The organism is Kribbella sp. CWNU-51 (assembly GCF_054073265.1).
The window spans coordinates 46,805-60,807 of sequence record NZ_JBSXMZ010000024.1; the positions used below are offsets into that span (position 1 = coordinate 46,805).

15 protein-coding genes and 1 pseudogene are annotated in these 14,003 nt (G+C 67.7%); 10 read left to right on the forward strand and 6 right to left on the reverse strand.

Going from position 1 to position 14,003, the window contains the following annotated elements:
* Positions 1–108 precede the first annotated feature (108 nt).
* The 4 genes and pseudogenes from ACXC9Q_RS25785 to ACXC9Q_RS25800 form a co-directional block, all read right to left on the reverse strand.
* A complete protein-coding gene (locus ACXC9Q_RS25785; RefSeq protein WP_457059227.1) occupies positions 109–309 on the reverse strand; it encodes a hypothetical protein in 201 nt (66 codons plus the stop codon).
* Positions 306–950: pseudogene (locus ACXC9Q_RS25790) on the reverse strand (DUF4386 domain-containing protein); the annotation flags it as partial. The pseudogene ACXC9Q_RS25790 and the gene ACXC9Q_RS25785, both read right to left, overlap by 4 nt.
* 515 nt (positions 951–1,465) lie before the next feature.
* The gene (locus ACXC9Q_RS25795) at positions 1,466–2,122 is read right to left on the reverse strand and encodes a response regulator (RefSeq protein WP_457059228.1); all 657 of its coding nucleotides are present in this window, start codon (positions 2,120–2,122) and stop codon (positions 1,466–1,468) included.
* Complete coding sequence (locus ACXC9Q_RS25800; protein WP_457059229.1) at positions 2,119–3,261, reverse strand: sensor histidine kinase; 1,143 nt, start codon at positions 3,259–3,261, stop codon at positions 2,119–2,121. The genes ACXC9Q_RS25795 and ACXC9Q_RS25800 overlap by 4 nt, the downstream gene beginning before the upstream one ends.
* 131 nt (positions 3,262–3,392) lie before the next feature.
* Here ACXC9Q_RS25800 and ACXC9Q_RS25805 point away from each other — a divergent pair, with 131 nt between their 5' ends.
* From ACXC9Q_RS25805 to ACXC9Q_RS25835, 7 genes are all read left to right on the forward strand, one after another.
* Positions 3,393–4,292, forward strand: a complete 900-nt coding sequence (locus tag ACXC9Q_RS25805; RefSeq protein ID WP_457059230.1) for an ABC transporter ATP-binding protein — start codon at positions 3,393–3,395, stop codon at positions 4,290–4,292.
* Entirely contained in the window at positions 4,289–5,104 is an 816-nt protein-coding gene (locus ACXC9Q_RS25810) for an ABC transporter permease subunit (protein WP_457059231.1), read from the forward strand. The genes ACXC9Q_RS25805 and ACXC9Q_RS25810 overlap by 4 nt, the downstream gene beginning before the upstream one ends.
* Positions 5,105–5,228: 124 nt before the next feature.
* Positions 5,229–6,104 carry a hypothetical protein gene (locus tag ACXC9Q_RS25815; protein WP_457059232.1) on the forward strand — a complete coding sequence of 292 codons (876 nt, stop codon included), beginning with the start codon at positions 5,229–5,231 and terminating at the stop codon, positions 6,102–6,104.
* A gap of 9 nt (positions 6,105–6,113) precedes the next feature.
* Positions 6,114–6,728, forward strand: a complete 615-nt coding sequence (locus ACXC9Q_RS25820; RefSeq protein WP_457059233.1) for a DUF4389 domain-containing protein — start codon at positions 6,114–6,116, stop codon at positions 6,726–6,728.
* A gap of 2 nt (positions 6,729–6,730) precedes the next feature.
* Positions 6,731–6,865 (forward strand): hypothetical protein, encoded by a 135-nt coding sequence (locus ACXC9Q_RS25825; protein ID WP_457059234.1) that lies wholly within the window; start codon positions 6,731–6,733, stop codon positions 6,863–6,865.
* A 520-nt stretch (positions 6,866–7,385) separates the two neighbouring features.
* Positions 7,386–7,532: a hypothetical protein gene (locus ACXC9Q_RS25830; RefSeq protein WP_329474955.1), complete on the forward strand. Its 147-nt coding sequence runs from the start codon at positions 7,386–7,388 to the stop codon at positions 7,530–7,532.
* A gap of 183 nt (positions 7,533–7,715) precedes the next feature.
* Positions 7,716–8,072 (forward strand): SOS response-associated peptidase family protein, encoded by a 357-nt coding sequence (locus tag ACXC9Q_RS25835; protein WP_457059235.1) that lies wholly within the window; start codon positions 7,716–7,718, stop codon positions 8,070–8,072.
* Positions 8,073–8,722: 650 nt separating this feature from the next.
* Here the strand turns inward: ACXC9Q_RS25835 and ACXC9Q_RS25840 are convergent.
* A complete protein-coding gene (locus ACXC9Q_RS25840) occupies positions 8,723–9,019 on the reverse strand; it encodes a hypothetical protein (protein WP_457059236.1) in 297 nt (98 codons plus the stop codon).
* Between the two features lie 271 nt (positions 9,020–9,290).
* Here ACXC9Q_RS25840 and ACXC9Q_RS25845 point away from each other — a divergent pair, with 271 nt between their 5' ends.
* Both ACXC9Q_RS25845 and ACXC9Q_RS25850 read left to right on the forward strand, forming a co-directional pair.
* Positions 9,291–9,593 (forward strand): hypothetical protein, encoded by a 303-nt coding sequence (locus ACXC9Q_RS25845; protein WP_457059237.1) that lies wholly within the window; start codon positions 9,291–9,293, stop codon positions 9,591–9,593.
* Positions 9,594–10,494: 901 nt separating this feature from the next.
* On the forward strand, positions 10,495–11,661 hold the full coding sequence (locus tag ACXC9Q_RS25850) for a hypothetical protein (RefSeq protein WP_457059238.1): 1,167 nt from the start codon (positions 10,495–10,497) through the stop codon (positions 11,659–11,661).
* Between the two features lie 331 nt (positions 11,662–11,992).
* Here the strand turns inward: ACXC9Q_RS25850 and ACXC9Q_RS25855 are convergent, their stop codons facing one another.
* The gene (locus ACXC9Q_RS25855; protein WP_457059239.1) at positions 11,993–12,604 is read right to left on the reverse strand and encodes a hypothetical protein; all 612 of its coding nucleotides are present in this window, start codon (positions 12,602–12,604) and stop codon (positions 11,993–11,995) included.
* On the opposite strand from ACXC9Q_RS25855, the gene ACXC9Q_RS25860 reads away from it, so the two are divergent.
* A complete protein-coding gene (locus ACXC9Q_RS25860) occupies positions 12,593–13,918 on the forward strand; it encodes a hypothetical protein (RefSeq protein ID WP_457059240.1) in 1,326 nt (441 codons plus the stop codon). The two genes, ACXC9Q_RS25855 and ACXC9Q_RS25860, sit on opposite strands and share 12 nt — an antisense overlap.
* The last annotated feature ends 85 nt before the right edge of the window (positions 13,919–14,003 follow it).

The window sequence follows — 14,003 nt, forward strand, 5'->3', positions numbered from 1 at the left end:
GTCCGTCACGACCTTCACCTGCTCCGCGACGTGAACGCCATCGGGAAGCGTGACATGGACGTGCGTGTACCGAGTCTGATAGCGCGTCGTCGTACCCCTGCGCCGCACTCAGCGGCGGGCCGTGCGGCTCCGCTTCAGGCCGATCATGAGGACTGCTAGGCCGACCAGCAAGGCTGTGAAGACCGCAGAGTCGGCGCCTTGCTCCAAGCCGAACCCGATGAGTAGCGCGAGGGCGAACGCGACGACCGCGCCGACTGCCGCCTGAGTTTTGGTGCTGGCGGGTCCGAAGATGCTGGCGCGCAGATTCATGACCACATCATCACAGAGGTAGGGGAAGCGGTGCTGGCGGGTTTCGGACGTGCAGTTGGCGGTAACAGCTGGCCCCTCGCGGTGGACTCTTCCCGAGCGCTACTTGATGGATGGGATGCCGGACCGAAGCCTTTGACCAAGAGCCAGACAGCCAAGGCCATCTCGTGGAGAGCGATGGGCAGGATAACGAGCGTGTAGCCGGTGACCGGATTGTCGCTGAACAACGCCAGCAGGCAGGCAGTCATGAGCAGAACCACGCCTGCCATGCCCCAGCCCGAGAGCCACCGGGGAACGAGTCTTGATCGGTAGAACAACGCGTAGTAGCTCAGAGCGCCCACGTTGAAGGCAAAGACCGCTGCCAGAGTGGCATGGTCGCGGATGCTGAGGAGTGAGTCCGCAATTGCCTGGATCGGCGCAAGACTGTCGCCTGGGCCCGCCGCAAAGTGTTGAGCGAGGGGCATGAGAGACAGCAGACTCACGACGGCGGTCGTGAAAAGAACCGCTTCGATGGCTCTGAACACAACTGCTCCCAGTGCCAGGCCAGCGTTGAGCTTTCTGAGTAGTGGGTAGAGCGCGATGGCGATGCCGACGCTTGTGCCTGCCGCCACGAGGTAGAGGAGCGCTGAGACGGCGAGTCGGTTGGGATGGTTCGACGACTGCGGTCAGGTAGCCCGTTCCGGTGAGGGTCGGGTCGAGCGCAGCTGCGCCGAGTGCCGCGATGGTGGCCAGGACGAGGACTACTCCCGTTGCGGTCGAGGTTCTTCGAGTTGAGTAAGCGCGGATCTTCCGAAAGGCACGTGCAGGCCTCCACTCGCTCCGACTACGCGGACTCACGCAAGGGGATCCCGCTCGCGGGACGAATGGGACAAGTGCGTCGAGCGCGGCGGCCCGAGCTTGACAGTCATACGCGGAAAGACTCACTACGCGGCCAGCCTCATGTCGGCTGCCGACCAACAGATCCCCGACGACACCCGCGTGGTGTTGGAGGAACTGATCCCGGAAACCGGGCGTTGACTGGCGAATATCGGGATGGACAACGGCACCCAGCTCACCGCACACGCGATGCGCGGCTGGCGCCGCATCTCCTTGACGAGACCGCGTTCATCGAATCCTGCTTGCTTGGCGAACGGCTTCTCCGAGTCCTTGGACGGCGGCTTCAGTCCCCCACCCGGCCGGTGTCGTAGGCCCACATCGCGATCTCGACCCTGTTCCGGGCGCCGATCTTGGCCAGCAGGCTGGCGACGTGGGTCTTGGCGGTCGTCAGGCCGATGAAGAGCGCGTCGGCGATCTCGGCGTTCGTGCGGCCACGGGCGACCAGCGCCAGCACCTCCTCCTCGCGGTCGGTGAGCGGCTCGATCGGTTGGGTACGTCGTTTCGACGGTTCCCTGGCGGCCAGGGTGGACAGCAGCCGCCGGGTGATGTTCGGCGCGATCATGGCATCGCCGACGGCGGCGGCATGCACGGCCTGGACGAGCAGCTCCGGCCCGGCGTCCTTGAGTAGAAAGCCTCGGGCGCCAGCACGAAGCGCGCCGTGGACGTACTCGTCCAGATCGAAGGTCGTGATCACCACCACCGCCATCGGGTCCGGGACGCCCCGCCCTGCGAGGAGCTCGGTCACCTCGATGCCGTCGAGCCCGGGCATCCGGATGTCGACCAGGCACACGTCGGGGTTGAGCCGACGCGCCAGCTCGACAGCGGCGTGGCCGTCGGCGGCCTGACCGACGACCTCGATGCCAGGCTGCGCGTCAAGGATCATGGACAGGCCGGTACGCACCAGATCCTGGTCGTCGGCCACCAGCACGCGCACCGTCATCGGCGTACCTTCGTCGGCAGCTCGGCGTCGACCGCCCACCCGCCCCCAGGCGCCGGCCCCGCGAGCAGCGTGCCTCCCAGCAGCTGCACCCGCTCGGTCATCCCCAGCAGCCCGAAGCCGTGGCTCGCCGGCCGCACCGGGTCGATCTGTCCGTCGTCGGTCACGCGCAGCCGCAGCCTTCCTCCACCCTCGACGACCCGGATCTCCACACGCGAGGCGTTGCGGGCGTGCCGCAGCGCGTTGGTCAGCGCCTCTTGCGCCAGCCGGTAGACCGCCGCGTCGACCTGGAGCGGAAGTTCGTCCAGGTCACCCGGCACCTCCACGTCGACGACCGGGACCGGGTCGCGGCGGGCGAGGGACACCAGGTCGGCAACGCCGGGCTGGGGGGTGTACTCCGCCGGCGCTCCGTCGCGCAGCACCCGGACCATCGCCCGCATCTCCGCCAGCGTCCGCGACGCCTCCCCCTCGATGACCGCCAGCGCCTCGAGCCCCGCTTCGGGTCGCTGCCCGGCCATCGCCCGGCCCGCCTGCGCCTGCACCGCGATCGCCGAGACGTGGTGGGCGACCATGTCGTGCAGCTCGCGCGCGAGGCCAACCCGCTCCTGGCTGCGGATCTGGTCCAACGCCCGCCGCCAGCTCTCGGCGCGGTAGCGGAACGCCGCTCCGCCCGCCGCCGCCGCCGCGGTGATGCCGAACCCGCCGATGACGTCGGACGGGCCGGTGTAGTCGGCGACCGTACCGATAACCGCAGCGACCAGCACCACCGCCAGCCCGATCACGATCTCGCGCCCTGAGCCCCAGCGGACCAGCGCGTAGACGAGCACCAGGACGTAGATCATCGTGGTGAGGCCGATATGGGTGGGCCCGCCCACCAGGGTCGCCAGCCCCAACCCCATCGCGGTACCCCAGGCCACCACGACACAGGCCAACGGCCGGGTACGCCGCCAGAGCAGCACGGGCGCGAGCCCGACCGCCACGATCGTCGCGACCGGCCGCCAGGCGACGTCGGCCCGGAGGACTCCCTCGAGCAGCGCCGTCACCATCAACACCCCGACCAGCACCCAGTCGCGCGACACCCGTTCGGGAACGTCGGTGGCGCGGGGCTCGGCCCACAGCGAGCGCAGGGCGTTGGTGATCACACACCCAGCCTAGGGACCGCCGAGGCCTCGGGGACCGACCGAAAGAACGAGACCCCGCTCCTCCCAACGGCCGAGGCGGGTCCGGCCTCGACGCCGATGTGCGCACGCCGCGACGCGGCGAGGGTTGTCACATGATCACTGTTGAGTCACTGACCCGGAGGTACGCCGGCGTCACCGCCGTCGACAACGTCTCCTTCACCGCCAAGTCCGGTCGCGTCACCGGTTTCCTCGGCCCGAACGGCGCCGGCAAGTCCACCACGATGCGCGTGATGGTCGGCCTGACCGCCCCGACGTCCGGCACCGCGACCATCAACGGAGAACGGTTCGCCGACCTCCCCAACCCCGGCCTCGAGGTGGGCGTCCTGCTCGACGCCTCCGCCCAGCACGCCGGCCGCACCGGACGCGAGATCCTCACCATTGCCTCCGACACCATGGGTCTGCCCCGCACCCGGGTCGACGAGATGATCGAGCTGGTGAGCCTGACCCCCACCGAGGCCAAGCGCCGGGTGCGCAACTACTCCCTCGGGATGCGCCAGCGGCTCGGCATCGCCACCGCACTCCTCGGGGACCCCAAGGTGCTGATCCTCGACGAGCCCGCCAACGGGCTCGACCCCGCGGGGATCCGGTGGATGCGCGACCTGCTGACGGGCTTCGCCAGCCAGGGCGGCACCGTGCTGCTGTCCTCGCATCTGCTCCACGAGATCGAGGTCATCGCCGACGACCTGGTCGTGATCGGCAACGGCAAGATCGTCGCGTCCGGCACCAAGGAAGAGCTGCTGGCCGCGGCCGGGACGCTCGCCCGCTCGACGTCACCGCGCGACCTCGCGCACGCCCTCGAACAGGCCGGGATCCCCAGCACGCTCGCCGGGGACGGCTCGGTCCGCACCGATGCCGACCCCGATCGGGTCGGGGCCGTGGCCTTGACCGCCGGCATCGCCCTCACCGAGCTCCGGTCTGCCGAGGGCGCCGGGCTCGAAGACATGTTCCTGTCGCTCACTGCCGACACCCAACGCGAAGGAGTTGCGGCATGACCGCCACGATCGTCCCGCCGGCCACCACCACGGAGGCCGCACCGGTCCGCCGGACCGCCCGTCCCATCCAGAGCACTCGGCTCGTCAAGGTCGAGCTGCGCAAGATGTTCAACACCCGCTCGGGATTCTGGATGCTCATCAGCATCGGCGCCCTGTCGCCCATCTCGGCCGGGTCGCTCCTCGTCCTCGGCCACAACAGCGACGTCACCTACCAGAACTTCGTGAGGGCGAGCGGGTTCCCGATGTCAGTGATCTTGCCGATCATCGCGATCCTGGCCGTCACCAGTGAGTGGAACCAGCGAAGTGGGCTAACCACGTTCACGCTGGTGCCTAGCCGCGGACGCGTGATCGGCGCCAAGGCGATCGCGACCCTCCTGGTGGGCCTCGGCGCCGTCACCGTCGCCTTTGCGGTTGGCGCCCTCGGCAACCTGGCCGGGTCAGCACTCGCAGGCGTCGACACCGCGTGGGACATTTCGTTGTCCATGGCACTCCAGACGGTGCTCTACAACCTGGTCGGCATGGCCTTCGGCTTCGCACTCGGTGTCGTGCTGCGCAACTCCGCGACCGCGATCGTGGGCTACTTCGTCGCTTCACTAGTCATGCCCGGCATCCTCGCGCTCCTGGCTCAGGTGCGTTCCTGGTTCGAGGACCTGCAGCCGTGGATCGACTGGCACTACACGCAGGTGGCGCTCCTCGATGGCGCCACGAACACCGGTAAGGAGTGGGCGATGCTCGGCTCGACCACGATGATCTGGATCGTCATTCCCCTCGCCGTCGGGCTGCTGTTCCTGCGCCGCTCCGAGGTCAAGTAGTCACACACACGGGCGGCGGTATCCGGAACTCATCTGTGCGTTCCGGATACCGCCGTTTCGTGGTGGATCGGCTCAGCTCCCGCGGTCATGACGTCGCCTGGCGACGGGAAAGGAGACCACAACCATGACCACCTACATCCCACCAGCTGAACCAGGCCGCACCGCTTCACGCAGGAGCCGCCCGGTCCCCCTCGTCATCGGCATCCTGCTCGCGCTCGTGGGCTTCCCGCTGCTGCTCGGAGGCCTGGGCCTCGGCTGGGCGATGGGCACCCAGCGCGACGACGCCGGGTTCTTCAGCACCGCGACCGAGCGGCTCACCACCGAGACGGTGGCCCTCTCCAGCGAGGTCGTGAAGTTCGGCGAATCCGGCCCCGACGACTGGTGGGCCGACCGTGACCTCGCCACCGTGCGGCTGAGCGCCCGGTCCGCGGACGCATCGGCCGTCTTCATCGGGATCGCACCGAGCGCCGACGTCGCGGGCTACCTGGGTAGCGCGTCCTACGACGAGATCAGCGACCTGCGCACCGACCCGTTCGACTACGCGCTGACCCGGCGTGGCACCGGCGGTGACCTGAGCGCGGCTCCCACGGACCAGGGGTTCTGGACCGCGCAGAGCAGCGGCCCCGGCACCCAGGCGCTGACCTGGGACCTCGAGCCCGGCACCTACACCGCCGTGGTCATGAACGTCGACGGCTCCCCGGGGGTCGCGGTCGACCTGTCCGCGGGCGGACGCCTCGGCTGGCTCACACCTCTGGCATGGAGCCTCGGCCTGCTGGGCGGCGCCCTGATCCTCGGCGGCGCACTGCTCGTCGTGTACGGCGCCCTGCCGCAGGGACCGCGGGTCCCCCGCCAGGCCACGCCCGGTCAGCCCCCGGAAGCCGTCCGGCCCGACACCCCGGTGACCCTGGTCGGCGCGAAGGACCCGCAGCTGAACCGTGGGCTCTGGCTGGTCAAGTGGTTCCTGGCGATCCCGCACTTCGTCGTGCTCGCGCTGCTGTAGCTGGTCTTCGTGGTGCTCACCGTGGTGGCGTTCTTCGCGATCCTGGTCACCGGCCGCTACCCGCGTGGCCTGTTCGACCTCAACGTCGGCATCCTGCGATGGACCTGGCGGGTGCAGTTCTACGCGACGGCTGCGATCGGCACCGACCGCTACCCGCCGTTCACCCTCGACCACACCGACTACCCGGCCGACCTCGACATCGCCTACCCCGAGCGGCTCTCGCGCGGGCTGGTGCTGGTCAAGTCGTGGCTGCTGGCGCTGCCGCACCTGATCGTGCTGGGCGTGGTCGCGGGCACGTGGCAGTTCGGTGACGCGGACGGCTTCCAGTTCGCCGTCGGCGGTCTGATCGGCGCGCTGACGTTGGCTGCCGGACTGCTGTTGCTGTTCACCGGCCGCTACCCGGCGCCGTTGTTCGACCTGCTGGTCGGCCTGAACCGGTGGGTCTACCGGGTGACCGCGTACGTCGCCCTGATGACCGACACCTACCCGCCGTTCCGGCTGGACCAGAGCCCGGCGGACCCCGGTGGCGTCGCGCCCACGCCGAGCACCCCCGACGCGCCGGCCACGACCGGTCTCGGCTGGCCGGCCGAGGAGCGTCGTCCTGACCGTGAGGTGGAGGTGTGACGATGCCTGCCGTCTCCGCGCTCCCCGCGAGCACCCGGCCGAGCGGTGCCGGGTCGACGGAGTCGTCGCGGCCCTCGTCAGTGCTGGCGATCCTGCTGGCCCTGCTGGTGCTCGGCGCGATGGCCACGCGTGGATGATCCGTCGCTCGGTGAAGCGTCCTTTCTTGCGGCCGGACTTCGCTGCCACGACCCGACGCCTGCCCCTCAGTTCAGGCTCGTCGAGGACCTCGACCGAGACGACCGGCGGTTCCCTTTGGCCGGCCCTGCCCCCGGTTGGTGGTGGACACCAAGACGGAGAGGATGGTCATCATGGGAAGGCAGCGGAGGGCGTTCACGACTCGTTACACGGACGAGGCCGTGTAGTTGGTGATCACCACCGGCCGCCCGGTGGGCAACGTGGTCCGTGAGCTCGGCGTTGGCGAGCAGACCCCTGTTCTTTGTGGGCCACACCCGGCGGTAGTTGAAGTCGGAGTTCAGGGGTCGCGACGAACGACTCGGCCATCGCGTCGTCCCTGCAGCACCTGGTTGACCCGCTCCGCGATCGGACAGATCAGCCCAGCCTGCTTAACACCAGAGACCTGGAGGCGCTGGATCCCCACTCCCGCTGTACCCGCTTCTAAACGTTGGACGTCTGCCGCACAACCGTCATCCCGCTCCGGTGCAGCGAGCGCTCCTGCCTGCAGGCTGCGAACTACTGGCCTCACTGCTCCAACCCCGGACGTACACAACCATCACCACCACTGCGACCGACGCCGCCGACCTGCAGCTCGTCCGGGCAGCGGCATCCAGCTCGCTCAACGCGTGACGGCGCTCGCACCTATCATCCAGAGCTTCGTCTTCAAGGTCGACTGATCATCGCAACCTTCCAGCGACTGGCAACGTCCGTACCTGCCAGCCCACTGCCCGCGCCGCGGCTGAGACCGCGTGAACTGAGCCGGTCGCGATGGGGCAACCAACGCCCCGACGACCCGGGCTACAACTTGACTTGGTGCAGAGAATCCGGCCGGTCGACGGGTCGACGCTGGCGCTGGCTGGGTTGTACGAGGTCTGGTACGACAAGTCGCTTCGCGACGACGACCCGCACCGGGTCGTGCCGACGTACACGATCATCACGACCACCGCGACCGACAGCGTCGGCCGGATCCACGACCGCATGCCGATGGCGATCACCCCGGACGCGTGGGCAAAGTGGCTCGACCCTCGCAACCACGACATCCACGAGCTCCGCTCGATGATGGCGCCGCCAGTCGACGGCAGCCTCGACATGTACGCCGTCTCGAAAGCCGTGAACAACGTCAAGAACAACGGCCCGGAGCTGCTCGAATCTCTGCCTGCCGAGCACTGACCTACGACACGCTGCCTGGCCTTCGCGTACGCCGGGTCGGTCACTCGGGCCTGTCGCGTTGTAACTGCGTGAGGTTCAGCGAGGAGCCTTGCCCAGCGACCACACGCGCACGGTGTCCTCGGTAACCTCGTACAGGACGCGGTAGTCGCCGAGGTGGAACCGGTGGAACGAGCTTCCGCTGAGGTGGACACTGCCCGGTGGTTCCGGGTCGGGTCTCACCCGGTCTTTGCTGGGATTTGACCCTCCGAGGACTGTGCCCTGGCCTTGGGCGTACCTCGAACCTATTCCGGGCCCCCTGTTCGCGCAGGGGGCCCGTGGTCGTTCTCCCGCTCGCTCTTGTGGAACTTGAGCGAGTTGGTCAGTTCGGTGACCTGATCGAGACGCCACGACGTGACAGATCTTCCGTCCGGCATGGATCACGCCGAACCGGGAGCCGGGCTCCCTGCGGGCCGCCAGTTCCGCTACGGCCGACCGACGGCCGCGCGATCGAACAGCTCGTCGTCGCGGCGTACCGCGGGCCGGCCTCTGCACCGGAGGACCGGCGACGAGCGCCAGCAGCCCGCGGAGCTGCCGGACCAGGTCCGCGCCGTACGGATTTGGTTCGGCGTCGGGCAGGTACGTCTCGTCGGGCTGGTACCTGCAGCGTCGTGTCACGGATCCACTCCTCCTCTGAGGGGAATCGGGGTCACCTCCGCGGCTGTTACAAGCGCCTGGGCGAGACGACGATCGGGTCCGGTTACGGACCTTTCTTGCGCGGTTGCTTCCTCGCGACGGCGCGGGACGAGAACGCTCGCCAGGCGGGTCATTTCCGCCACGAGCTGCAGCGAGTGCTTGCGCCCGGCCGCGTCGAGCTTCTGCGACCGTACGGCGACGACCAGGACCGCGAAGACGAGCAGAAGCATTGGAAGGGCGACGATCGCCAACGCGATCAGCCCGACGGTCAGCACGATGACACCCGGTAGAGTGCGGCGGGATCCTCCTGGATGGCCGGGCGTCGCCGGCACGTCGTACTCTTCACTTGAGTTGCAGCCTCCCATGGCGTTGCGCTTCCGAACGGCTCTCTGCTGGCACAGGGGGCCGTTCCTCGTTGGTGGGCGCTGGCACGTCCCACGTAGAAGACAGTAGGAAGAAGCGCCCCCAATTCCCCAGCCGCAAACCTGCAGGTCAGACCGCAAATGGGTGTATAGCCATAAACCGCGTTCGAGGTAGCGTCAAGGAATGCTTGACGGCGAGATCCGCGACATTCAGCGGCAGCTCCGGACCGCGATCGACAAGGCCGGCCGCGCCATCGCACGCGACAGCGGAGCTTCACAGGCCCCGTCGAGGCACCTGCAGAACGTCGCGGGCGCCCGCCTGGTCCTCGATCTTTTGGAGGACGAGGTCGCCCGGTACGTCGAGGAAGCGCGATCCGCCGGCGCTTCCTGGGCCGCGATCGGCAAGCAGTTCGGCGGCGTGAGCAAGCAGGCAGTCCACGAGAGGTTCGGCGCGGGCAGGGGTACGGCTCGTCGTCGAGCCCGGTAGATCGCGCGCACAGGTATACGGCCTGGCGGTGTGCGGGCAGGGCATGGCCCGGCCACGCGGTTCCTACGTTCATGGGTGAATTGCCTTTCCTTCGATGCATCTGATGTTGTTGTCGGCCGGCGGACCGACCTCCGGTCCCGCGGGACTGTCCCGTCCCTAGAAGGCATAAATCTGGGGTGGTTTGTGACGATCTCGCCCCGAGTTTCCGGGGCGCTCTCGTACAACAAGCCGCGCTTCGTGAACCGCCGACTGGCAGCCTGCATCAGCCGCGCGGTTAACGTCGCGTCGAGCGCGCTGAAGATTTTTCGTCAGACCGGCCGTAGTCGTGTGGGACGCGGCCCGTGTCGCGAACACGGGCCGCCCCCTTTCCATATGGGTCGGTGGCACTTGGAATTCAACCCCCGACCCGCGGCGCCCCAGGTTCAGTCGAGATGTCTGCGAGCCGACGCAGTCGTGCTCGCTGGTGCCGAGCAGGTATGTCCGCCGGGCGACTCCTGCTCGCTTGCGTAAGGCGTCTAGCCCACCTGCTCGACCGACCGCTGCCCGCTCGCCTGGCGCCGACACCGGTCGCGTCGCCTCGGCCAGGCCGCTCTCGCTGCGGACAGATCCTGCCCTCGCAGGACTAGATGCCGTCGATCAGTAGGGCGCCGCCATACAGTCGCCGTACAGCGGCGTCGGAGTCTGCACGTTGGCCGTGGCGCCCGTCTGCTGGGAGTTGGGTCAGCCGTGCCCTGCGTGCTCACCTGCAACAGAGGCGACCTGGCACTGGTCGCGCAGAACGGTCACCGTTCTCTTAATAGGAGTGTCAGCAGAGCCGTTCGTGCTCACCGCCGACTCCGGTGACCGAAGACTGCTCGTGTCACCAGGCCGTCGCGCCGGGTAGGACCTAGGGTCGATGATCGTGAACGACTACATGCGCGAGGTCAGTTCCGCCGCCCGGGCCTGGAGCGACAGCTTCGACCAGGGCAGCGCCGGCATGAATGTCACTGACCTGGTGGTGCGAGACCCGTACGACGAGGAACCCCCGCTGGAATTGCAGCTGAGGGAACTGGTCAGCAGCGAGCTGCGGTACGTGCTGCGCGCGGACGCCGCGGCCCGCGCCGGCGCCGACCCGGTCACCCGGGACAGCCACTACGCTGCCGAGCCTGATGCTGGCGAAGAACTCCGTCATGCCGCGACCCGGCTGGACCAGTTGACCAACTCGGGCGAGTTCTTGTTGAGCGGCATCGACCGGGGCTGGCCGGCCGACGCGGCCGCCGCCCTGCATGAGGCCTCCCGGGTCAGCGAGCTGCTAGCCGACCTCGTCACGTCCGCGGTCGGGCCCGTGACCGACAACCTCAGCCAGGGCAGCGTCGTCGCTCTACCCGCAGCCGGCGCCAAGGATGTCCCGAACCAGGCCGCGGTCGCCGCCAATCACCGAGGGGCGGCCGAGACGATCGCAGGACTGCTCGGTGAGGCCGCCACGAAGCTTCAGGAACTGTCGGGGCAGATCGCGCAACTGCAGCACACGACTACCGCCGTACCGGGGGCCAGTCAGCACGATGGCCCGACCCTGCACTCTGAGGTCGTCTTGGAGTGGCGGATGCCGGACAAATTCAACGAGAGCCGGTTCCACATCCGGGTGTTCCGTCCCGCCGGCGAACTGCCGGTCGTGGTGATGGGCGACATGGGCGACAACCACTCCCAGTCGATCACTAACGCCGTCGAGGAAGTCGCTGCTGTCGTGGCCGAGGAGCTGCTCGACGGCGCGGCCCACGACGCGTTCCGGTGGGTCCAGTTGTACCCGCCGGGCCAGTTTCACGGTCTTGATTCGGAGTCCGGCCAGATCCGGGCTGTCAGGTTCGAAAGGCCGTACGGGGCGCCAAAGTGGCGGTACCGCACCCATGCCGAAACTCGAGGAACTCGTCGGCGGCGAAGTACGCAGCTGGCATTCCCGGGACTACACCGTCCCGGTCATGACCAAGCGAGGTATCCCGATCATCCATCCCGAGACCAAGCGCTACCGCCCATGGCCGGACGACCCTCAACCCGACACGAGCCGCCCTTCGCCGGCCCCACCATCACCTAGCGGCGAGCCGCCCAGCAAGAAGGACCCTTGGTGGCGCCGCTGGCGCGACCGGTAGAAGGCGCCCGCGAAGCCAGGCGATCGAGCAGCCCGTCGTCACGGCGTCCCGCGCCCGTCCCACGGGCAGGAGGCCGCCGCGGACTCATTCCGGGTTCTCGGTCATGGCACCAGCGTGCGCTGGAGACCTAGCTCATGTCGCCGTACGGCGGTCGCGGCCGCCTGCTGGACTTTGATTGCGTCCCCGGATCACTTCACCCTGCGGCTGGTCACAGCGTTCTTACTAACACCCCTTCTCCTGCGCCCACGGCTTCACCGTCCTGCCGAACGGGCACCCCTAGACCTGTACGTCGTCTTCGGCATCGGTAGCGGCGTACTCCCGGAGCCGGGCGAACAGACCTTCTACTACAACCGCAGGGACTGAGCGACGGGGAGCTGTCGGACAGACGTGGCAGGCTGGCGGCATGGATGGACTCTGCGGCCAGGGCTCTCGCGTGCCGACGGACGCCGGCCTAATCGGCTGGCCGGTCATGCGAGCTGTGATGTGAGCGGCGTCGATTGGCAAGGTGTCGGACGTGACACCTTCAACGAGATCGTGGACATCCTGCTCGGGCGTGAGTTCGGTAACCGGGGCCACGCTGTGAACGGTCGAGGCGGGGACGAGGGGATCGACTATGACGTCGACGACTCGAGGATCATCTTTCAGTACAAGTACTTCTGCGACGGCTTCCCTGGCAACGGCTCCCGGCGCACCCAGATCAAGAGGTCGTTCAAGAAGGCGATGACCCACGATCCGGAGCAGTGGATCCTCGTAGTGCCGGCCACGGTCACACCGCACGAACGGCTCTTCGTCACCGGCCTGGGCAAGGGCAAGCGGGTCCAGATCTCGATCCGCGACCAGGTTTGGCTCAACAACCAGCTGATCGAGAACCGGGATGTGGCCGAGCACTACCGCTTCAACTCCGACATCGACTACATCTACGCGAAGGGCGAACGGTTCAAGCACAACCCGATCGTCCGCGACACCAACGACGTGGCCGAACGCATCCGCGGCTTGCAGGACTCCATCGAAACCGCAGACCCGAACTGGACTCTCGACTTCTACTCGACCGGCGACCAGATCACCCAGGTCGTGCGGCCCAAGGACCCCGGCGCCCCAGACCGGTCGCCGATCAAGATTTCCTTCACCACCGAACTTCGGACCGACAGCCCGGAGGCGCACGAATTTGAGCAAGCCGACGCCTTCGGCTACACCAAGCCCATCGTGTTGCCGGGTGACATGGTCAAGGACTTCACGGTGACCGGCCCACGCCTACTGAGCCACGACGGCGGCCCTATCGACCGACTGGTGATCCACCCTCTACCCGACGGCGACGTCCCCTGGACACCGTCCGAACTGATCGTGAACGACGACCAAGGCGAGCAACTGGGCATCTACCTCGCCGAGACACGGCTGCTCGGTGAAGGCCGAAAAGGCTTCACCCTGCAGGTCAAGGTGGGGCGCCACATCGAGATCACCTTCCGATGCCCCACCGAGGGCGGTACCGGTGGAGCCGACTTCATCACCCATGACGTCAGTGGCGCATCGGCAAGCGAGGTCTTCGAGACCGCCGACTTTATGGTCCAGCTCGCCGAAGCCTCGACACTCGAGATTCGCGCGGAGGAGAACCGCATCGCCCTCATGGACGTCAGCGGACGTATGTCCGAAAGCCAGTTGGCGGAGGGCTTCGACGAGATCCGGGCCACCGCCGAGGACCTGCGGGCCATCGAGACCGCCACGAGAGCGAGATTTCGGTATCCCCGTGAGCTAGACGTTGTCGAGCGCATCATGATCCGCAACCTCCGACTGATGCTGGAGGGCCACTGCGTCGTGCATCCAACCGCCACCCGCTTCACAGTGACGCTTATGGGCGACTGGGACGACAAACTCGATCAGGTCCTCACCACCCAGCTCGGCTGGATGATGTGCGTCCAAGAGCGCGGAGAGCTGACGATCCTCGGCCGAACCATCCGCCTCCCCAACCTGGGCGCGGCCGCCGCCGTGTACCTCGAACAGGCCGACGTCGACGACCTGAGAGCTGCCTTCGCGAATGGAACAGCAGCAGGGAAGGTAGCCAACTTCCAAGTCCGCCCTGGCGATCGGGTACGGCTGTACTTGGCCGACCGGATCGCCGTCGACCAGCCGGTCGACGTCACACCCTGGAACCTCAACGGCGTGCCCCAGAAAGGTCTCGGACCTGACGGTGAACCGCTGAGCGCCTGATCTAGCACGCGAAGGACCCCGGGCACGTTTGCCCCGTGTCTGGTAATTCGCCGGACCCGGATCGAGACTGAGCCCGGGGGTGGGT

Bases quoted from the DNA above. Each gene is read 5' to 3' on its own strand.
- ACXC9Q_RS25825 (WP_457059234.1), top strand. From the start codon at position 6,731: ATGCCTGCCGTCTCCGCGCTCCCCGCGAGCACCCGGCCGAGCGGTGCC.
- ACXC9Q_RS25815 (WP_457059232.1), top strand. From the start codon at position 5,229: ATGACCACCTACATCCCACCAGCTGAACCAGGCCGCACCGCTTCACGC.
- ACXC9Q_RS25795 (WP_457059228.1), bottom strand. From the start codon at position 2,122: ATGACGGTGCGCGTGCTGGTGGCCGACGACCAGGATCTGGTGCGTACC.
- ACXC9Q_RS25805 (WP_457059230.1), top strand. From the start codon at position 3,393: ATGATCACTGTTGAGTCACTGACCCGGAGGTACGCCGGCGTCACCGCC.
- ACXC9Q_RS25785 (WP_457059227.1), bottom strand. From the start codon at position 309: ATGAATCTGCGCGCCAGCATCTTCGGACCCGCCAGCACCAAAACTCAG.
- ACXC9Q_RS25845 (WP_457059237.1), top strand. From the start codon at position 9,291: ATGCTTGACGGCGAGATCCGCGACATTCAGCGGCAGCTCCGGACCGCG.
- ACXC9Q_RS25810 (WP_457059231.1), top strand. From the start codon at position 4,289: ATGACCGCCACGATCGTCCCGCCGGCCACCACCACGGAGGCCGCACCG.